Origin of the sequence: Pseudoflavonifractor sp. MCC625 (assembly GCF_018784545.1) — a bacterium.
Taxonomy (GTDB): domain Bacteria; phylum Bacillota; class Clostridia; order Oscillospirales; family Oscillospiraceae; genus Pseudoflavonifractor_A; species Pseudoflavonifractor_A gallinarum.
This window is the reverse complement of sequence record NZ_WQOJ01000005.1, coordinates 57,845-76,135: the sequence shown is the minus strand read 5'-3', so window position 1 is coordinate 76,135 and position 18,291 is coordinate 57,845. Positions and strand designations below refer to the sequence as shown.

At 56.5% G+C, this 18,291-nt stretch carries 28 protein-coding genes and 1 pseudogene; 5 read left to right on the top strand and 24 right to left on the bottom strand.

Features of this window, described 5'->3' with window-relative positions:
• Entirely contained in the window at window positions 1–453 is a 453-nt protein-coding gene (locus GPK94_RS00860) for a hypothetical protein (RefSeq protein WP_193538397.1), read from the bottom strand.
• A gap of 69 nt (window positions 454–522) precedes the next feature.
• The gene (locus GPK94_RS00855; protein WP_215653940.1) at window positions 523–1,080 is read right to left on the bottom strand and encodes a TetR/AcrR family transcriptional regulator; all 558 of its coding nucleotides are present in this window, start codon (window positions 1,078–1,080) and stop codon (window positions 523–525) included.
• 176 nt (window positions 1,081–1,256) lie between these two features.
• On the opposite strand from GPK94_RS00855, the gene GPK94_RS00850 reads away from it, so the two are divergent.
• The 3 genes from GPK94_RS00850 to GPK94_RS00840 all read left to right on the top strand — a co-directional run bounded on the left by GPK94_RS00850 (window position 1,257) and on the right by GPK94_RS00840 (window position 2,937).
• Window positions 1,257–1,766 (top strand): ATP-binding protein, encoded by a 510-nt coding sequence (locus GPK94_RS00850; RefSeq protein WP_215653938.1) that lies wholly within the window; start codon window positions 1,257–1,259, stop codon window positions 1,764–1,766.
• Window positions 1,767–1,793: 27 nt separating this feature from the next.
• Window positions 1,794–2,144 (top strand): DUF2200 domain-containing protein, encoded by a 351-nt coding sequence (locus tag GPK94_RS00845; RefSeq protein WP_215653936.1) that lies wholly within the window; start codon window positions 1,794–1,796, stop codon window positions 2,142–2,144.
• 133 nt (window positions 2,145–2,277) lie between these two features.
• Complete coding sequence (locus tag GPK94_RS00840; protein ID WP_215653935.1) at window positions 2,278–2,937, top strand: CatB-related O-acetyltransferase; 660 nt, start codon at window positions 2,278–2,280, stop codon at window positions 2,935–2,937.
• A gap of 94 nt (window positions 2,938–3,031) precedes the next feature.
• Here GPK94_RS00840 and GPK94_RS00835 read toward each other — a convergent pair whose 3' ends face one another.
• Window positions 3,032–3,481, bottom strand: coding sequence for a helix-turn-helix transcriptional regulator (locus GPK94_RS00835; protein WP_186963606.1), 450 nt, complete (start codon window positions 3,479–3,481; stop codon window positions 3,032–3,034).
• 153 nt (window positions 3,482–3,634) lie between these two features.
• On the opposite strand from GPK94_RS00835, the gene GPK94_RS00830 reads away from it, so the two are divergent.
• Complete coding sequence (locus GPK94_RS00830) at window positions 3,635–4,186, top strand: pyridoxamine 5'-phosphate oxidase family protein (protein ID WP_215653932.1); 552 nt, start codon at window positions 3,635–3,637, stop codon at window positions 4,184–4,186.
• A gap of 35 nt (window positions 4,187–4,221) precedes the next feature.
• On the opposite strand, the gene GPK94_RS00825 is transcribed toward GPK94_RS00830, so the two are convergent.
• The 10 genes from GPK94_RS00825 to GPK94_RS00780 form a co-directional block, all read right to left on the bottom strand.
• Window positions 4,222–4,680 (bottom strand): metallophosphoesterase family protein, encoded by a 459-nt coding sequence (locus GPK94_RS00825; protein ID WP_215653931.1) that lies wholly within the window; start codon window positions 4,678–4,680, stop codon window positions 4,222–4,224.
• 14 nt (window positions 4,681–4,694) lie between these two features.
• Window positions 4,695–5,333 (bottom strand): Vat family streptogramin A O-acetyltransferase, encoded by a 639-nt coding sequence (locus tag GPK94_RS00820; RefSeq protein WP_215653929.1) that lies wholly within the window; start codon window positions 5,331–5,333, stop codon window positions 4,695–4,697.
• A 12-nt stretch (window positions 5,334–5,345) separates the two neighbouring features.
• The gene (locus GPK94_RS00815) at window positions 5,346–5,660 is read right to left on the bottom strand and encodes a TIGR04076 family protein (protein ID WP_215653927.1); all 315 of its coding nucleotides are present in this window, start codon (window positions 5,658–5,660) and stop codon (window positions 5,346–5,348) included.
• Window positions 5,657–6,067 carry a peptide deformylase gene (locus GPK94_RS00810; RefSeq protein ID WP_101692983.1) on the bottom strand — a complete coding sequence of 137 codons (411 nt, stop codon included), beginning with the start codon at window positions 6,065–6,067 and terminating at the stop codon, window positions 5,657–5,659. Before GPK94_RS00810 ends, GPK94_RS00815 begins: the two co-directional genes overlap by 4 nt.
• Window positions 6,068–6,172: 105 nt before the next feature.
• Window positions 6,173–7,744, bottom strand: coding sequence for a hypothetical protein (locus GPK94_RS00805; protein WP_215653925.1), 1,572 nt, complete (start codon window positions 7,742–7,744; stop codon window positions 6,173–6,175).
• A complete protein-coding gene (locus GPK94_RS00800; RefSeq protein ID WP_186963599.1) occupies window positions 7,737–8,444 on the bottom strand; it encodes an ABC transporter ATP-binding protein in 708 nt (235 codons plus the stop codon). Before GPK94_RS00800 ends, GPK94_RS00805 begins: the two co-directional genes overlap by 8 nt.
• Before the next feature lie 42 nt (window positions 8,445–8,486).
• Window positions 8,487–8,690 (bottom strand): hypothetical protein, encoded by a 204-nt coding sequence (locus GPK94_RS00795; protein ID WP_195279197.1) that lies wholly within the window; start codon window positions 8,688–8,690, stop codon window positions 8,487–8,489.
• Between the two features lie 11 nt (window positions 8,691–8,701).
• On the bottom strand, window positions 8,702–9,643 hold the full coding sequence (locus tag GPK94_RS00790; RefSeq protein WP_215653923.1) for a hypothetical protein: 942 nt from the start codon (window positions 9,641–9,643) through the stop codon (window positions 8,702–8,704).
• Between the two features lie 77 nt (window positions 9,644–9,720).
• Complete coding sequence (locus GPK94_RS00785; protein ID WP_215653921.1) at window positions 9,721–9,879, bottom strand: hypothetical protein; 159 nt, start codon at window positions 9,877–9,879, stop codon at window positions 9,721–9,723.
• 142 nt (window positions 9,880–10,021) lie between these two features.
• Window positions 10,022–10,549: an XRE family transcriptional regulator gene (locus GPK94_RS00780; RefSeq protein ID WP_215653919.1), complete on the bottom strand. Its 528-nt coding sequence runs from the start codon at window positions 10,547–10,549 to the stop codon at window positions 10,022–10,024.
• A 179-nt stretch (window positions 10,550–10,728) separates the two neighbouring features.
• Here GPK94_RS00780 and GPK94_RS00775 point away from each other — a divergent pair, with 179 nt between their 5' ends.
• Complete coding sequence (locus GPK94_RS00775) at window positions 10,729–11,346, top strand: CatA-like O-acetyltransferase, family 2 (protein ID WP_215653917.1); 618 nt, start codon at window positions 10,729–10,731, stop codon at window positions 11,344–11,346.
• A gap of 101 nt (window positions 11,347–11,447) precedes the next feature.
• Here GPK94_RS00775 and GPK94_RS00770 read toward each other — a convergent pair whose 3' ends face one another.
• The 11 genes and pseudogenes from GPK94_RS00770 to GPK94_RS00720 all read right to left on the bottom strand — a co-directional run bounded on the left by GPK94_RS00770 (window position 11,448) and on the right by GPK94_RS00720 (window position 18,291).
• A complete protein-coding gene (locus tag GPK94_RS00770; RefSeq protein ID WP_215653915.1) occupies window positions 11,448–12,146 on the bottom strand; it encodes a hypothetical protein in 699 nt (232 codons plus the stop codon).
• Window positions 12,136–12,735, bottom strand: coding sequence for a TetR/AcrR family transcriptional regulator (locus tag GPK94_RS00765; protein WP_215653913.1), 600 nt, complete (start codon window positions 12,733–12,735; stop codon window positions 12,136–12,138). The genes GPK94_RS00770 and GPK94_RS00765 overlap by 11 nt, the downstream gene beginning before the upstream one ends.
• Before the next feature lie 19 nt (window positions 12,736–12,754).
• Window positions 12,755–13,114 carry a dihydropteridine reductase gene (locus tag GPK94_RS00760; protein ID WP_215653911.1) on the bottom strand — a complete coding sequence of 120 codons (360 nt, stop codon included), beginning with the start codon at window positions 13,112–13,114 and terminating at the stop codon, window positions 12,755–12,757.
• A 176-nt stretch (window positions 13,115–13,290) separates the two neighbouring features.
• The gene (locus GPK94_RS00755) at window positions 13,291–14,280 is read right to left on the bottom strand and encodes a DUF3089 domain-containing protein (RefSeq protein WP_215653909.1); all 990 of its coding nucleotides are present in this window, start codon (window positions 14,278–14,280) and stop codon (window positions 13,291–13,293) included.
• Window positions 14,281–14,431: 151 nt separating this feature from the next.
• Window positions 14,432–15,289, bottom strand: coding sequence for an AraC family transcriptional regulator (locus tag GPK94_RS00750; RefSeq protein ID WP_215653907.1), 858 nt, complete (start codon window positions 15,287–15,289; stop codon window positions 14,432–14,434).
• A gap of 122 nt (window positions 15,290–15,411) precedes the next feature.
• Window positions 15,412–15,816: an SRPBCC family protein gene (locus tag GPK94_RS00745; protein WP_215653905.1), complete on the bottom strand. Its 405-nt coding sequence runs from the start codon at window positions 15,814–15,816 to the stop codon at window positions 15,412–15,414.
• A gap of 4 nt (window positions 15,817–15,820) precedes the next feature.
• Window positions 15,821–16,378: a DUF3795 domain-containing protein gene (locus GPK94_RS00740; RefSeq protein ID WP_215653903.1), complete on the bottom strand. Its 558-nt coding sequence runs from the start codon at window positions 16,376–16,378 to the stop codon at window positions 15,821–15,823.
• 13 nt (window positions 16,379–16,391) lie between these two features.
• Window positions 16,392–16,820, bottom strand: a complete 429-nt coding sequence (locus GPK94_RS00735; protein WP_207724998.1) for a nuclear transport factor 2 family protein — start codon at window positions 16,818–16,820, stop codon at window positions 16,392–16,394.
• A gap of 39 nt (window positions 16,821–16,859) precedes the next feature.
• A pseudogene (locus GPK94_RS00730) lies at window positions 16,860–17,321 on the bottom strand (N-acetyltransferase); the annotation flags it as partial.
• Between the two features lie 8 nt (window positions 17,322–17,329).
• A complete protein-coding gene (locus tag GPK94_RS00725; RefSeq protein ID WP_215654168.1) occupies window positions 17,330–17,965 on the bottom strand; it encodes a GyrI-like domain-containing protein in 636 nt (211 codons plus the stop codon).
• Between the two features lie 2 nt (window positions 17,966–17,967).
• A complete protein-coding gene (locus GPK94_RS00720) occupies window positions 17,968–18,291 on the bottom strand; it encodes a TfoX/Sxy family protein (protein ID WP_215653901.1) in 324 nt (107 codons plus the stop codon).

Here is an 18,291-nt window from a genome sequence, read left to right as displayed (position 1 = left end):
TTACTCTCCTTTTTGCTCCATATTGTTTTTTGCAGGGGATGCGGCAAAGACCGCCTTGCCGAAGTTTCGGCCGAACAGCAGTCCGGCCAGCAGAAGGGCCGCGCCCAGTCCGGTATAGAAGACGGCGATAAACCGCTCCGGTGCCAACCCGCTCACGCGCAGGCCGATGCCGCCGGTCATCATCACCGCCATGATGGCGAAGGCCTTTCCGTCAAAGAATTTCAGGAAGAAGTGCCGCTCCTCCAGGTAGGAAATGATCCTGGCCGTGTGCTTTTTCACCAGCTTTCCGAAGATAAAACGCTGGAACACGACAAAAACCAGCACAGACAGCAGATAATTCACCACCGTAAGATAGGGCGGATAGGCCATCAGACCGATGCGGAGAATATTGAAGCCCGCCGCGCTCCACACCAGACAGGCGAGCAGCAGAAGCGTATTCCGTTTTACTTTCATTTGGGTCCTCCTTTTGGTGAACGATGTTCAATTTGGCGGATATAAAATTCCCACGGAAGAGTGGGAATTTTAATAGAGGGTCCTGCGGACGATCTCCAGTACCGGCGCAGGGTCGTAATCCTGCCGCAGCAGGGCGGACAGCATCAGAGAGAACAGAAGGTCCGCAAATTTCTCCGCCGTAAAGGCCTCGGTAAAGGCGTCCGGCCGGACTCTGCGGTCCCGCCGCAGGACGGAACACAGCCCCGCTAAAATATGCTGCCAGGTCTGCTGCATCCGCCGTTTTCCATCCGATTTGTCCTCGCCCAGGAAGCCCAGGGAGTGGAGGGTGAAAAAACCAGGATACTCTTTGCAGCCGTACTCCATCCGCCCGTACAGCCAGGTAATGCAGGCCTGGGTGTCCTGAAACACGGCCCCGTCCTCCGGACGGTGGAAGATCTCACACCAGACGCTCTCCACCGTGGCGCCCATCAGGGCGGCCTTGGAATCGAAATAGTTGTAAATGGATCCAACCGATACTCCGCAGGCCGCTGCCACCGAGCGGATGCTGATCGCCGACCAGCCCTCCCGGCGGATCAGCTCCCGGCTGGTTTTCAGGATTTCCTCTTTGGATGTGACAATGGTATTCATCCGATCACCTCAATATGAACACTGTTCATTATAAGGGGTTATACTCTTTTGTCAAGTGTTTTTCCACGTTGATGTCACCGGGGCGGATTGTCAGATGGGGCCGCTCATGCTATGATAAGGCTATCCACATTGAGATGTGCTTTCGGTTGAAGCAAGATATGGGCAGGGGGGAGAAGATGGTCTTTCTGATTGCGGGAGCATCCCATACAGGCAAAACGGCTCTTGCCCAAAGGCTTTTGGAGCAATACAAATATCCCTATCTGTCCATAGACCATCTGAAAATGGGCCTGATTCGGAGCGGGTACACGCCCCTTACGCCGATGAGCAGTGACCGGGATCTGACGGATTACTTGTGGCCGGTGGTACGGGAAATGATCAAAACCGCCATTGAAAATGGGCAGAACCTCATCGTGGAGGGCTGCTATATTCCCTTTGACTGGGAAAAGGATTTTGCCCCGGAATACTGCAGCCAGATCCAATACCGCTGCCTGGTGATGAGCGAAGCGTACATCCGCAGCCACTACCAGGACATCAAAGAGTATGCCAATGTTATGGAACACAGGAGAGACGATTCAGACTGTACGCTGGAGACGCTGCTTCAGGACAATGCGCAAACGCTGGAAGCCTGCCGAACCTATGGCGTTCCGTACGTCCTGATCGACGGAACCTATTCTGTGGACCTTTGATGGGATCAAAACCGAGGAGGTATTTTTATGCCCCGCACCGATGTAACACAGATGCCCTTTTCCAAGCTCTATCCGCTCCTGGTCAATAAGGCCGGGAAGAAGGGGCGCAGCAGGGAAGAGGTAGACCAGGTGACCGCTTGGCTCACCGGATACACGGCCGAGGAGATTGCACGGCTGGAGGAGTCCGACACCAGCTACGGGGACTTTTTTCGCAACGCCCCCGCTCTGAACCCCAACCGTACCCTCATCACCGGCAAGGTGTGCGGCGTCCGGGTGGAGGAGATCGAGGACCCCCTGATGCGGGAGATCCGGTACCTGGACAAGCTGGTGGACGAGCTGGCCAAGGGAAAATCCATGGAGCAGATTTTGAGAGTATGATGGTTTGACGGGCGATGCCGAACCATCCGCACAGGAGTGTACAAGAATGAAAGAAATCAGAAAAAAACGGGCGGTTGCCACCCCAGGATGCCGGAGGAAGGATGTGATCGAAACATAAGAAAGGATGACAGGCATGCATCAGATACCAGACCCCAGTCAGGTCTTTCCAAACGAATATAAGACCTCCTGCTTTATCAAAAATGTGGTCAAGGCCCCCAATATCTCCATCGGTGACTACACTTATTACGACGACGCGGCAGACCCAACCGGGTTTGAACGGAACAATGTGCTCTTTAACTACCCGGAGTTTGGGGACCATCTCATCATCGGGAAGTTCTGTGCCATCGCCTCGGGCACAAAGTTCATCATGGGGCCGGCCAACCACCGCATCAGCAGCGTTACGACCTATCCGTTCCATGTGTTCGGCGGAGCTTGGCAGGAGAACACCCCGCCCCACCTGGACCAGCTTCCCCGAAAAGGAGATACTGTGCTGGGCAATGATGTCTGGATCGGGCGGGAGTGCGTCATCATGCCGGGTGTCCGGATCGGCGACGGCGCGATCGTGGCCGCCTGTTCCGTGGTGGTCCGGGACATCCCGCCCTACACGGTGTTTGGTGGCAATCCGGCGAAGTTCATCAAGAACCGGTTTGACGAGGAGTTGACCGGCCTGCTGCTGCAATTCCGGTGGTGGGATCTGGAGCCGGAGGAGCTGGTGGAGGTCCTGCCCCTGCTGTGCGATCCGGATCTGGAGAAGGTCAAGCGGGAGATCCGCGCAAGAGTTCGCACGAAGTAACGTGAAATAAGCCTGCGGGCGAGCCATAAAACAAGAGACTCCCTCCATCCTGTGACAGCCTATGGGCCGCACAGAATGGGGGGAGTGTATTTTTTCACATCTGGCCCTTCCACACCCGGGCCAGAATGTCCTTGAGCACCAGCAAGGCGTCGGTGTGATTGTAACCGTAGTCCACCCGCAGCTGGGTGAGCATCTCCCGCAGAGCGGGGGCATAGTCGTTGATGCGCACCCTCTGATGGTAGGTGGAGAGCACCGGGTACTTCTTGCTCCATACCTTGTTCCAGTCGATCCGGGCCTGGGCCTCGTCGCTGACGCTGTCGATCATCTGCTGGGCCTGCTGCTCGTCAAAGTCGTACTCGATCAGCTCGTCCAGGGTCATGTGGTAGAGCATGGCCAGCCCCTTGGACTGGCGGATGTCGGGCAGGGTCTCATTGGTCTCCCACTTGGAGATGGTCTGGCGGCTCACCCCCAGTTTTTCAGCCACATTTTCCTGCGACAGCCCGCTCTTTTTCCGGGCGTGATATAAGCTGCTTCCCAAACTCATGGTATGTTCCTCCTGCGTTCCGGTTTCTGCATTTCAGTATACCGTCCGGGCGGCCAAAAATCTACCAGGGAAAGCGGTCACTTTCGCCCGGATTCCTGACATTTTCTCCAGCTGTGTGCTATACTGAAGAAAAGCAGATCGGGAGGGATGTGTATGACAGACGAGGCATATCAGGCCGCTGCCCGCTATTGGGAGGAAAAGGACGCGGTCAGCGTCCGGCTGGAGCAGAGCAAACTGCGGGCCATGGTGGAGGAGTATATCCAGTCCAACAACACCTGTGCCCTGGCCACCGGGACCGGGGACTATGTGCGCTGTACCCCCATCGAATACAGCTGGCACGACGGCGCTTTCTGGATGTTCAGCGAGGGAGGGAAAAAGTTCATCGGCCTTCAGAGCAACCCCCATGTGTGCCTGGCCATTTATGACCGGTATGAGGGCTTTGGAAAGCTCCATGGGATGCAGGTGATGGGCCTGGCCGAGCTGGTGGAGCCGTTCAGCGAAGCCTACAACGCCCACGCCACATGGAAAAAGCTCTCCCTGGAATTTCTGCGCAAGCTGGAGAGCCCCATGCACCTGATCTGTGTCCGGCCCACCCGCATCGAGTGTCTGTTCTCCGACTTCAAGGAGCTCGGGTGCGCCCCGCGGCAGACGCTGCTGCTGGAGGGGGCTGATTCCGGAATGAAAATAGAGAGCCCGGAGTTTTAAAGCTCCGGGCTCTCATTGTGTGTAGACGCGATTTGTCACTTCCCCTCGTGGGGAATGGTGACCTTTTCTACCTGAATCTTCCCGTCTGTCAGCTCCGCCATCATCATGGTGATCTCCTGATGGAACCGCCGGGGACCGCAGGATCCGGGATTGAGCCAGAGGATACCGTTCCGCTCCTCCTGCACGTACTTGTGGGAGTGGCCAAAGACTATCACATCCACGCCGGAAAGGTCCGCCGGGACCTCTTTTTTGTTGTGGACCATGGCAAAGGTCACGCCGTCCAGGGTCACGATGAGGTCGTGGGGGATGTGCTCGGCCCACTCCTTGTCATTGTTGCCCCGGACGATGTAGAGAGGGGCATATTGCCGCAGCTCGTCCACGATACTGGGCTTGTTGATGTCGCCGCCGTGGAGAATGACGTCGGCGGTTTTCAGATGTTCCACCACCTCAGGCCGCAGCAGGCCATGGGTGTCGGATAGAATGGCAAGTTTCATGCGCTTTCCTCCCATCACGGCTCGATGCGGCGGATCTGCGCGAGATCACCGCTGCACAGGGCCTCCAGGTTCCGGAAGATTTTTTCCGCGTCCCAGTCCCACCAGCGGAGCTTCCGCAGGTAGTCGGTCAGCTCCGGGTCAAAGCGGGGGCGGATCACCCGGCAGGGGTTTCCGGCCGCGATGGTGTAGGGCGGGATGTCGCCGGCCACCACGGAATTGGCCCCGATGATGGCCCCGTCGCCGATGTGGATGCCGGGCAGGACAGTGACATTCTGCCCTATCCACACGTCGTTGCCCACCATGGTATCCCCTTTGAAGGGCAGCTCATCCAGGGTGGGCGTGCACTTCTCCCACCCGTGGGCGAAGATGTTGAAGGGGTAGGTGGTGACCGAGGCCATGCGGTGGTTGGCCCCGTTCATCACAAACTCCACCCCCTTGCCGATGGCACAGAACTTTCCGATGATCAGCTTGTCCCCGATGAAGTCATAGTGGTGGGTCACATGGGCCTCGAAGTCCTCGCCTCCGGTGGCCGCGTCGTCATAATAGGTGTAGTCGCCCACCTGGATATTGGAGCGGGTGATGATATTCTTGATGTAGCAGACGCTGGGAATGTGTTCGTTGGGGTGGACAGCGTCCGGATTCGGTCCAAACATCGTATAACCTCCTCAGTCTGCGTCCTCGTCCAGGGCCTCCACCAGGAAGCTCACCGGACGGAAGCCGTCGTTGCAGGAGAGCATGGCGGACTTGGGGTTCTTCATCCAGCCATCGTAAAAGTTTTCTGCGCCGTGGCTCAGGGCCAGTACAAACGGGGAGAGGGTGTCCCAGGCACTGGGACAAAAGCCCTCCGGCCTCTCCCAGCCGTTGGCGATGAAGGTCTGCCCCACCGCCATGTCACAGGCGTGGGAGATGGGGTTTTCATATTGGGCCATCAGGTCCTCATAGCGGGTGATGCGCATGACGGTGATTTTACATTTTTTCATATGAGGATGCCCTCGCAGTGGTCGATCTCGTGCTGGATGATCTGGGCCGTCCAGCCGGTAAAGGTTTTCAGCCGCTCCTGGAACTTCTCATTCTGCCAGCGCACCTTGATGGACTTCCAGCGCTTGGCCGGGCGGGTGCCGGTGAGAGAGAGGCAGGCCTCCTCCGCGTCGTAGGGACCGGATTGTTTGACGATCTCCGGGTTGAACATGACCATATAGGTACCCTCGTTGTCGAAGGCGATGATGCGCTTGTTCACGCCGATCATATTGGCCGCCATGCCCACGCAGCCCGCTTTGTGGTGCTCCAGGGTCTCCAGCAGGTCGGCGGCGACGGGCAGGTCCGCCGGCGTGGCAGGTTCCGCCTTTTGGGCCAGAAAGGTTTCATCCTTGCAGATATCTCGAATCATACTTGCTGCTCCTTCTTTGCCTTATTGCAGAAATTATAGCACAGCAGGCGGGGAAATGCCATGAGGAAGGATGTGTTTGTCCCGCAGGAAGAATTCGATGACGGCTTATGTACGCAGCCGGAAGGTCTGCGGAGCGAATCGGTAGACCAGGATACAGGCAACCATGGAGTACAGTACGCAAAAGACGATGCAGGCCACGCCGAACACCAGTAAGGGCAGCCGGAGATCCATCATGAGATAGCACACCACATAGGTCAATACCATTGCGATGCGGTAGGTACCGCTTTTCATCTCGGTTCCCGCTGTGTAGGGCTGCAGCAGGTAGTAGAGGGTCAGATAGTGGATGGAGAAGAAGAGGCTCATGGACAGAATGGAGGCCAGAAGCACCACATAGTTGAGGGGATTGTCCGTCCCGCCGGAGGCGTAGAGGATCAGGACGAGCCCCACGCCGAGCACCAGGGCGGGAACTGCGTTGATTTTCATGATCTCCCGCAGGCGGATCTGAAAGAGCTTGAGGATCGATCCGGGCTGCTTGTAGAAGGAGTAGGTCAGCAGACTGTGGTCGCAGTTCATAAAGAGGGCCTGCGTAAAGCCGGTGCCCCGGTTGATGAAATAGAGGATGAAGGCGAAGTAGGGCAGCCAGGTCATCCCGGACTGATGGATGTTGGTCTTGGCCTCTGGGAGCAGCTCCATGAGCAGCAGTACCCCGCAGCAGAGCACCGCGCAGATACCGGCGATGCGCAGAGAAGAGCGCCATAAAATCTTCCGGTGCCGCTGGATGAACAGCTCGTTGAGGTACTCAAAGCCCACTTTCTGGCTGGTGATGGAGGTATCCGCGGAGATGGCCTTCTCGCTGGCGGCTTTGGTGGCCTTCTTGGCCGAGTCCATCTGGGTGGGCACCTGGGAGAGAAGCTCTTGGTTGATCTCCCGGTAATACCGGAAGTTCACCACCTGGCGCAGGCTCACCAGGCCTGCCGGGATCCAGATCAGAAACAGTCCGGCGGAAACGGCCAGGGGCAGCACGAACCCGAGAGCGGGCGGCAGATAGGCCAGCACCAACAGCACTCCCGTCAGCAGCCAGACAAGTTTTTGAAGCTTATTTTCATTGTGGACAGAGCCTTTTTTCTCATAATCCCGCAGGGAGTAAGCGGCCACGGACAGCTTGGCCCCTGCCACACAGAAGGGAAGCAGCAGGCACAGCCACAGGGGGACACCCCGCTCCAGTCCGAGTAGAAGGGTGAAGGGAAGGAAACCCACCACCGTCTTCAGCAGCGCATAGCCGTAATGGACCAGTGTGTAGGAGCGGGCATTCATCCGCAGGAGGATCATGGCGTAATACTTGTCCCGGGTGGGCACAAAGAGACTGGTGTTCATATAGGAGCCAATCAGCGTCAGAAAGAGCAGAATGTGCAGAAAGGAGAGCGGGGACGGCACGTTCTGATAGAGAAGCCCCAGACCCCATACCATCGCCAGGAAGTAGAGGGCCTTAAAGAGAAAAATGGAGACCAGCTCCCAGAGCAGGGACAGGACATTGGCAAAGATCTTGAGTCCCCGGACCTGATACAGGGCGACGGGGAGGAGGGATTTGAGCAGCGGGATCTGCCGCAGGGAATAGAGAATGCTGTTGACCCGATAGGTGTTTTTCAGAGAAAAGGACAGCCGCAGTGTGTTAAGCATAGGTTTCCTCTTTCAGCGCTGCAATGATTCGTTCTTTGAATTCCCGATCGTCCAGATTGGACTTCTCCACCACTTCCAGGGTTCCGTGACTGAGCAGCACGATCTCGTCACAGAGGTCCAGGGCCAGATCCAGAATGTGGGTGGAAAAAAGGGTGATCCGGCCGTCCTTCAGGGAGCGGAGCAGCTGCTTCATCTCCTCAGCCACCACCACATCCAGAGAGGTCAGCGGCTCGTCCAGCAGCAGGATCTTGGGCTGGGCGATGATGTTGACGAGCATCTGCATCTTGTTCTTCATGCCGTGGGAATAGTCCTTGAGGAGCTTATCCCGGTCCTCCGGCGCAATGCTCATCCAGTCAAAGTACTCATCCAGGGACTTGGGGCTTTGGATGGAGGCCCTGTTGATGTCCAGGAAGAACTTTAAAAACTCCCGCCCGGTCAGAAATTCGGGGACAGTAGGGGTGGAGAGCACATATCCGATGTCCTCCGCCGCCACATCCCGGCGCACCCCGTCCTCCTCCAGGTAAAAGGCGCCGCCGTCTGCTTTCATATCCCGGTTGAGACAATTGAAAAGTGTTGTCTTGCCGGCGCCGTTCCGCCCCAGCAGGCCGTAGATCTTCCCCTCCTGAAAGGTAAAATCAATATCTCTCAAAACTGTTTTTAGCTCAAAGCGCTTTGAGAGGTGTTCAATGACAAAGTTCATGGATTTCTCCTTGTTCTATTATATTCCGATCAACGGACCGATTCACTGGATGCGAAAACCGCTGGCCCCTTTCTGAAAGACATATTCCATCTTGTCTTTACGGGTGGCAAATTCCAAACGCTCATATCCCAGTTCCTCGTGAAAGGATACGATATGGTTTGTCCAGTCGATCCAGAGTACGTGAAGCTTCTGTGCTCCTGTGTCGTCGTCCATCGGGTTGTCGATCCTTCTTTCAAACTGTTTCATATGCGGTCCGCTCACATGGGCACGCTGTCTACCAGGCGTGTGATTTCCTGCTGGAGACTGTCCCGCTCTGCGGTGGCCTGGTCCATCAGAGTCTGTAAATGGCCCAGTACGCCGCAGATCTGATTTCTGGTATCCTGAATCTGGGCCTGGGATTGATGGATCTGATCCAGCACGGCCCAGTCGGCAAAGAGACCGTCAAAAAAGTAGTCGGCCATCCGCAGAAAGCCGTCGATACTGACCTGAAAATCGGCGGTGATGGTCACATCGGCCAGCTCCGTCTTGAAATGGCGCAGTTGAGACTGAAGAGATTCCACAGATGCCTGGGCCCTATCCAGATGGTCGTGCTTTGCCAGGTCGGCAAACAGGCCGCCGCCCACCAGATCCCAGGTGCCCCAGCTTTCCGCGCTCTGCAGGCTGTCGGCGATCTGGTCCGCAGTGACCAGCGCGGCCTGCCCGGCGGCGCAGGCCTCTTCCAGTTCCCGCACCTGGCTCTCCAGATAGGCCGACCGCTCCTCCAGGGTCAGGATCTCTTCCGCCGTGCTGCCGCCGGCCGCTTTGACCGCCTGTGTTTTTTCCTGCCGCAGGGAGGCATAGCGCTGCTCGCAGTCCCAGAGGGAATCCAGCTCCTCCTCAGACCTGCGCAGATCGCGCTCAACCCCGTCCAACTCCCGGACAGCGGCGTCGTATTTGACCCGGGCGGCGCAGGCCTCCCGCTTCTCCTGGGTCAATTTCTCATCCATTTTTCCGATGACTTGGTAGAAGAAGGCGGAAAGGCTCCGGCCTTCCAGGCGGTCCACATCCGCCTGCTCCTCCCGGCATTGCTGCTCCAGCTCCTGAGCCCGGGCGGTATATGTATCCCGCTGAGCGCGCAGCTCTGCCACCGTGGCCTCCAGCTTCTTTTTCCGGGCGCACTGGGCCTGTAAAGCGCGCAGCTGTTCGTCATAAGGGCGCATACCCTCTGCCTCCTTTCCCCGATACACACAGATCTCATCTCTCATTATCAAACCCTCCCAGTTTGCAAAAAAGGGCTTCACAGCACGGTGAGGCCCTCTGTTTGGAGATGGGAGTGGATAGAAGGTGGAAGCCGCTTTTTCAGGGCGGCTTCCACGCCCAAGGACTGCGCATAGGCCGGATCGTTCCGGAGTCGTTCCATCAGACGGAGTGCCAGAATCCGCGCTTTTGTGTCCATTGGGATCACCTCGCTGTACATGGTCTCAGAGTGCTGCCCCTCTGCTTATGGGGATATTTTACCATTCCGTCGGAAGGGCAACCAGGACAGATACAGCAAAATAGGAGCGCCTATTTCCACTGCGGCAGCAAAATGGTTCCGTTTAATTTTCCTCGGTTTCCAGCCGTTCCTTGCAGGCATGGTACTGCCTGGCATCAATGGCACCGGTGGCCAGCATCCGCTCCGCCCAGAGCTGCAGCGTCTCCACCGTGATGGAGATGCGCTCCAGCTCTTTCTGGATGAAAATGAAGTCTGTCAGCTCATCCTCGCTGATCATGCCGTCCGCCGTGATCTCAATCAGCCGCTCTTTGCGCTTGTTCATAGAGTTGAGAGAGGCCAGCATTTCCAGAACGATCTGGAACAGGTCCTTGATTTTTACTTCCGGCACATACTGCTGCCCGATGGGGCACTGGTTGGCACAGTAGTAGTTGCAGAGGCTGGGCTGTTTGTACTTATCCGCCATGACCAGCACTTCATCCGGGTGAGGCAGGCAGCGCTCGTTCTCGATCTTCTCGATACGCTCGGGCGCAAGGGATTCCAAAAGTTCGCTGGCTGCTTCCCGGGTCAGGTGCAGCTCCTCCCGTATTTTGTGGTAAATATTCTTATTCTCTTTCGTGGATACTCTCGCCATAACCGTCATCCCACCCTTATATATTCTCGTGGTCATTATACGGTTTTCCGACGAGAAAGGCAATTCCGGAAAAGTATCTTCTGAAAGAAAGCAGTCGGTTGCCCACGATGGGGAGCTGTGATAAAATCTACCTACCACGGCCATCCGAACCTGATTGGACGAACAGAATGGAGAACCATATGAGAGAAGTAGACCCAAAGAGCACCTCCCGGGCACAGGCCTTTGTACTCTGGATGAAGGCGCCCATGCCTATGGTGACTCTGATGAAAACCTTGGATGTAACCCCGCTGGTGCGCCTGAGCCGGAAACGGGGCTATAGGTTCAATATGCTCCTGTGCTGGTGCATTGGAAAGGCGGCGGCCGGGATGGAGGACTTTTACCTCCTTCCGGTGGGCGACAAACTGATGCAGTACGACCGCCTGGCCGTCAACACGGTGGTGACCACCCGGGACGGCGGCATCGCCACCTGTGATATTCCGGTTTCCTCGGATCTGGAGCAATTCAACCGGGATTACCGAAAGCTCACCGGGCAGGTCCACGAGAGTGGGGAGAGTTTTGAACTGGGCGAGGAGTATATGGTCATCGGCACCTCCGCCCTGGCGAGGTATGAGATCGACGGCGCGGTGAACATTTATGCCGGATGCTATAACAACCCCTTCCTCATCTGGGGCAAATACCGGAAAAAGTGGCTGCGGGCCACCTTGCCGGTGTCCTTCCAGTTCCATCACACCCAGATGGACGGCATCCCCGCGGCGGAATTTTTGGAGCGGCTACAGCGGCAAATCAAAGAAATTTAGCATTTCCCCTTGACTCTGACGCTCCGTCAACTAGTACGTGATCCGTAGAAGCAAATCTCCCATGCTGTGTTTCGTCAGAGAATAACACAGCATGGGAGATTTTATGTTTGTTTCCCACAAGTGAGGATGCCTGTTTGTCTCAGGCCCTTTCGCAGCATCCGCACGGTGATGAACACGATCACGATATAGATCATGGCACTGGAAGCAGCGGACACCGGGAGCATGGTGTTTCCGTCCGTCGTTGTCTGGTTCACCATGATCAGCGTGTTCTGCAGCGTCAGGATGGCCACCAGTGCGTCAATGAAATTGACCGTTCTCAGCTCCGCTACCAGAATGTTTCCGTTAGCCCTTTGTCGCTGCCTCCTCATGTGAATGGAGGCTATGGTGATCTTCCAGGTGGTATAGGCCGCCATGGCAATGGACGGAATTGGTCCCATGAATACGGGTTTGTCCAGCACGACCATCATGAAAATGGGCCAGATCAGAGCTATATCCATCACCAGAAGCAGCACCGAACTGATAAGGAATGTCCGGTGGCGACAGAGAATTTGCTCCGTCTCAAGCCGGGTCTGATTCCGCTTCTCCGTGAGGAGAACGGTGCCCCGAATCACCATGAGCAGGAGGTAAAAGAAACCAATACTCCCATGCCATACCGACCCGTAGCAAAAACCCAGGTACCCGTGGTAGAGGGCAAAGAGCGCTGTGATACCCAAGGAAACAGCGGCGCTCATGAGGGTCTGACCGATGTAATCCTCCCGCCATATGCGAAGGAGCTCTGCAGCACGACGGTTATTCCGCATGACTGATGTCTTTGTGCCGGACGCAGGACTCAATAATATCGGCGATCATCTCCACCTCATCGGCGCAGTCCTGCCGCAGCCACTCCTTGACGATGGCGATGATGCCCTCCACATAGTAGGCCATGTAATAGGGGCGGTGGGTGGACGGGACCTCAAACCGCTCCAGAATGGGGCCGAGGATATGCTGTTTCAATTCCCCATATCGCGTATGAGCCTGCATGCTGCGTGGGTTCCGGAATGCCGCCCGGTAGACCTTTTTGTTGTCCCGGATAAAGCGGAGATAGGGGAGAAGATATTCCCGGGTGACCAACACAAGGTCTTCCCGCACTAGGCTGCCCATATTCCCCAGAATTTCTTCTTCCTGCTGGGGAAAATAGGAGAGAAAGCGCTGGTTGATCATCTCCAAGGTTTCACTCACCAGGTCGGCGATGGTCTCATAGTGCAGGTAGAAGGTGGAGCGGTTCACACCGGCCTGGTGACAGATCTCTTTCACCGTGATGTATTCCAGGTCCTTCTCCTCCAGCAGGGCCAGGAGGGCCTCATCCATCCGCAGGGCGGTATTGAAGTATTTGCTTTCGGACTTGTTCATCTGCCGCCCTCCTCTCATTTTACTCGGCGGATTCGCTGATCTCTCGGGCCAGCTGCATGATCTCAAAGGCATACTTTTCCTTGCCGGTCCGGAGAAGTTTTTTATAGATGGGGTAGTTGAGCCCCACGCCGACAAGCCCCAGAACGCCCAGGAGGACCCCGGCTCCCGTCATGAGAACGCCGTCGCCTCCGATCACGTGCATGGAAAGGCACATCCCCAGGCCGAGGACCAGCGCCATCCCGATACCGAAGCCATAGGCGAAGAGAGTCGCCGCGCGCTTTGCTTTCCAATCCAGCTTTCTCAGGGCGACGACCTTGGAGGTATCCTTGGGGGCATATTCATTGGCAATGGCTTCCGCAAAAATTTTATCCGTGTTCATGGTATTATTCTCCTCGTATGATCCATTCTCTGCAGCTGCTGATATGATCATAGGGGATACAAGGCGAAAAGAGAACAACACGGTTTGGGTTTTGTGCTGATTTCAAAAACGGCATCGTAAAAAAGAGCCGCAACCCCGATACCCGTTGTATCAAAATTGCGGCTCTTATGATAGGGTCAAGCGGACCGCTCTGCCAGATAGGCATCCAGCCGCACGCCCACATTTTCCTGCAGATTGCGGTAGAAGAACTGGTAGTCATACAGGTGGTACACACCGTCGGAGAAGATGGGCAGCACCGGCGGATATTCCTCCGGCGTCACATCCGTCACCTTTAAAGCGCCCCGTTCTATATCAATATAGGCCCCGGTGAGCTGGGGGATCTCCGCGACAATGTTTCCATCATAATCGGTAAAGCAGGCCCCCAGATTTTCCTCCTTTCCGGCGGGCGTGCCGTCGGTTTTCCAGTTGAGAGGATTGATGGCCAGCGTGCAGGTCCCGGCGGGAATCATCAGGGAGTCGTTGACAGGTTCCGCTTCGCTGTTGAAGGAGACGATCACCCCGGTGTCATCCTCGCCGGAGGCAAACCGCAGGTGGGGATATTCCTCCAGCTCTTCCTGGGTGATACTCCAGCCGATGGCGTAGCAGGCCACCAGCAGGGCATTGGTCTCCTCATCAGCAAAGCAGTCTTTCAGCAGGCGGATACTCAGGTCAGCCCCTTGGGAGAATCCAGCCAGAATGATGGGCTGACCCTCGTTGTAGTGCTCCAGATAGTAAGTAAAGGCATCTTTTACATCTTCATAGGCAATCGACAGATAGGTTTCCCGCTCCTCGATGGGCAGTTCATAGACATTCAGCCCCACCTGCCGGTAATAGGGGGCAAAGAACCGGGCATCTTGGTCGTAGATCCCTTTCTCCATGTTGGTGGCGCCCAGGAAATCGCTTTTGGTGGTGTCATCGTCCATGGACATGTTGAAACGGTCCTCTCCGCCGCCGTAGACGGTAGGGCAGATGAAAAACACATCCGCATCTGCGGTTTTGTCCGTTTCCAGGTAGGCCCAGTTTTCCGTCTGAGCGTACATGGAGGGCTGTTTTTCCTTTTTTTCGCACCCCGCCAGGGTGAACACCAGGACCAGGGCCAAGAACAGCGCGGTCGTTTTCTTTCCCATCGGTAAATAACCCCTCTTTATTCTTTGAAGAAGTTCAGAGAACGCCCCGGCCATGGCAGATCGTTTGGAACCGGGCATCCTGAGTGTTTACTATAACACAAAAGGACACCGCAAAACAACTCCAGGCGCCTTTTCCGGAGAGGGACATGTTTTACTTCTTTTCCACCGGGATCCAGATCTCACAGTAGTAGTCCTGATCCTGGGTGCCGTCCTCAAACTTGCTGGCGTCGCTGTACAGCTCCACATTGATACCCGCGGCGATTTTGTAGTCGGGGTTTGTAGGCAGCCACTGGGAAAAAATCTGCTGGTTCAGGCCCTGGAGCGCCTGGGGCATCCGGCCGGTGCAGGGGAACACCGCCCAGGTATGGGCCGGGATGGTGCGGGTGGTGAAGCCGTTCGGGATCTCCCTGGCGGGATCGTAGTTGTCGGCGATGAGATACTCAAACTCATTGCCGCCCATGTTCTCGTCCAGATTGATGCCGTACATGCCGCATACCACCTGGCCGCCGCCGGTGCCGAAATGCTCTGCCCAGAACTGGGGGACTTGGGCCACGGCCTCCTCATACTTGAACGTCTTTGCCCGGCAGAGCACGGTAAAGGCCTCTTTTTTCATAATCTTGCAATCCATGTTTTGACCACCTTCCAATGTCACGTTGATTCGAAGCGGAGCAAAGGAACGGACCGCGCCTCCGCTTTTTCGCAGTGCGGCAGGTGTGAGGCCATGGAAGCGGGCAAAGGCTTTGGTGAAGCTGTCCGGCGAATCATAGCCGAATTCCAGCGCGATGTCGATGATTTTCCGGTCCGTCGTGAGGACCTCCAGCCCGGCGGCGGAGAGCCGGCGCTGGCGGATGTAGTCGCCCACCGTCATGCCGCACAGCATGGCAAAGCCCTTCTGAAAGTAGAAGGGGGACAGGACCGCCTGCTGTGCGATCTCCCGGATGGTCAGCTCCTCCCGGAGATGTTCCTCGATATACTGAATCGCCTGATGAATGCTGGTTACCCAATCCATTGGTCACACCGTCCTTCTGTCCTCCAGCATACCGGAAACGGGTGTTTCCTGCCCGATTTTCCGTGCTCATGTTTGTCTGGTGGCGTCTATATTACACGGTTCTTGGAACTGCTTTTTTCGTGTTATACAGCTTGCTTCCGCAATTCTTTTTGCAAATCGTCCAGATATCGCTTCTGCTGCCGCTTCAGATAGCCGGGGACGAAGAGATGCATCCACCAGTGTTTTGCGTGAACTATCTCGGTACAGGTCAGCTGGGTGCCGCCCTCAGCCGCCTCAAAGACGCCCTCCCAGAAGCCGAACATGTTGTCATTCTCCATGGTGAAGGACCAAAAACGGGGCGGCTCACAGGCTATGACGGTAAAGTTCGTGGCGTAGCCGCTTTTGGTGTGTTCCACAAAGTGCGCCTCGTCCAAAACTTCCACCCGGGCCAAGTCGCTGCGCCAGGCGGTATGGGCGAGGTCGGTGACGGTCTGCCACACCCGCACCACCGGGCAGGGAAAATAGACGGTCACCTTGGACGTCGCCATGGGATCACCCCTTCTTCGGTTTCTTGTTCAGTTTCAGGCTGATACCCCGGCGGTCCGCCGCCTCCTGAAGCAGTCCCACCGCGGTAAGGGCACGCTCCTTGATAGATTGCCCGCACAGCTCCGGACAGCTTTCCAGGGAAGCCATCACAGAGCGCAGATCCTCCAGGGACAGAAGATAGACCGCTGTGTTGAACAGGGTTTTGCGGCGGCCATCGTTGTAATGGGCCAGAAGTTTCTCCAAAATGGCTTGCTTTTTCTCCAACTGGGCCAGGTAGGCTTCCAGCCCAATCTCCCGGGCTAGGGCGATGTCCTGCTGCCGGTTCCGGTGCGGGACAAAGGAATCCCCCTCGTCAAAGCTCTCGTAGCGGGGACAGGGGTATTCCGAACATGCCCAACAGAATTGGATATTTTCGTGCTCCAGGGAGCATTTGGCTATTGTGCAGCTCTGGTTTCCTGCGCCTCCGCCGCAGCCGGGGCAGTAGCCACCCAGGCGCATGGAACACAGGGCGCAGTTGAGTCCACAGAGGGAGAATCGGGTCTCTTCTCTGGTAAAGCCTTTCATAACGTTTCCTCCCTCAGAACCACAGCACCTGCTCTTCCCGGAATACCGGGGTTTTCCCCTGAGCGTAAGGATCATAGCGGTTCTCGTTGCAGCCGAATTCCTGTAAAAAGCAGATCTGTCCCACCTCATTCCAGCGGATGAGGGAGAGACCGTCAAAACTCTGGATGGTGCCGTCCGCCATGACACACCGGAAAGCCCACTCCACCACGGTCTGGTCCCCCTTGTGGAAATACTGCCGGATGTTCCAGCGCTCTACGGTGCCCCGGCTGTTCCATTCATCAAACCACAGCTTGATCTTTCCGCTGCCGTAGTACTCCGGCCCCCAGCTCTCAATATAGACGGCATCCGGGGCGAATAGCTCCTCAATGCCCGTGTCCTGCCTATCCAGCCACATGGAAAACCACTGCCGGATTTTACTTTCCCTCTGTTTCTCTGCTTCCATATTCATATTCTCCTGTTGTCCCCTTTGGGTGCTGTCCCAAAGCATCAAATACTCCGTTTCCTTTTCCGCCACGATGCGGAATCCTGTCCGCTGGTAGAGATGCAGAGCCGGATTTTCTTTCTGCACGGAGAGGGATGCCCGCCGGTACCCATTCTCTTGGAGCAGGAGCAAAAGAGCCTTCAGAAGCCGCGCCCCGATGCCCAGCCCGCGATACTCCGGCAGTAACGAGATGGCCAGAGAGGGGGTGCCGTTGTCGATGTGTCCGTAGTCCACCATGATGCGGCACCACACCGCACCTACCACTTTTCCCGCCGCCTCGGCTACTATGCAGTGGTCGCCGGGCCGTGTGCCGAAGTCCGCAATATAGACCTGCAGCTCCGGCAGATCTATCACAGATCGGGACGGCGGCTCCACGCCCTGCGGGAGATAGATGGCATGATAGAGAAATTCCCGCAGAAGGTCATGTTCCTCCAAGCGTATTTTGCGAATGATCGTGTTCATCTCATTCCTCACTCTGCCCGTTTGATCGGCTGCCGGATCACGGTTTTCAGCCGTTCCGGCTTGCACCGCCGTACATCGCTCAAATAGATCTCATGGTGGAAGCGGCCCTCCCCAAAGTCTTCCTCGTAACCCTGGGCCGTGGCGTATTCCTCCATGGCGGCCACAGTGGCGGGCTCGTCGTCATAGGGACCGATGTGCATGCACTGGACGCACAGCCCCTCCTCCCAGGAGAAGAACTCCACGGGGGAGAAGTCCTGCTGTTTCTTTTCCGTGGTCTCCCGGATGGCCCAGGCAAAGACCTCTTTTGTCACGAACTCCGGCAGACGGAGGAGGGAGATCCACTGAAAGTCCTTTTTACGGGCGTAATCTACCCCGTGGATGCCCTCCTGCCACCAAAGCCCCTCCAGAGGAGGCACCACATAGTCGAAGTAGCCCTCCGGCCTGTGCTTGCCCAGCTTGCTCATTTTGATGGTGTATGCCATGGCATAGAGCAGCCCCAGGACCTGCTTATAGGCGCCGTTCTCCTCATTGGGATCGCCCCGGCCCCGCACGGCCAGAAAATGCATGGCGGGCACGGTGACGATGCCCGGTGTCCTGGGCGGCAGATAGAATTCCTTATACTCTTTCTTGTAGTCAAAGGCCATGGTCATTTCCGCCCCTTCTTTTGTAATGTGCTTTTCAGCGCCTCACAGGTGATGCGCGCCAGTTCAGTCATTTGCTCCCGGGCTTCCACATCCTCCACCAAAAAAGAATCCTTGGCCCCCTCGTAGGGAGGCACCTTGGGTAGGTTGGGAAAGGCCGCTTCGCCCTGGGGGGTGACCTTTACGAAAAACTGGTCATCGCAGATTACGGCAAAAAACACATCGTCGCAGTAAAGACCGTACTCGCCGAACATTTTCCGGCTGCGGATGGCTCCGGCCTCCCGCAGCTGCTCGGCCACATAGTTTACAAAATCCGGATGAGACGCCAT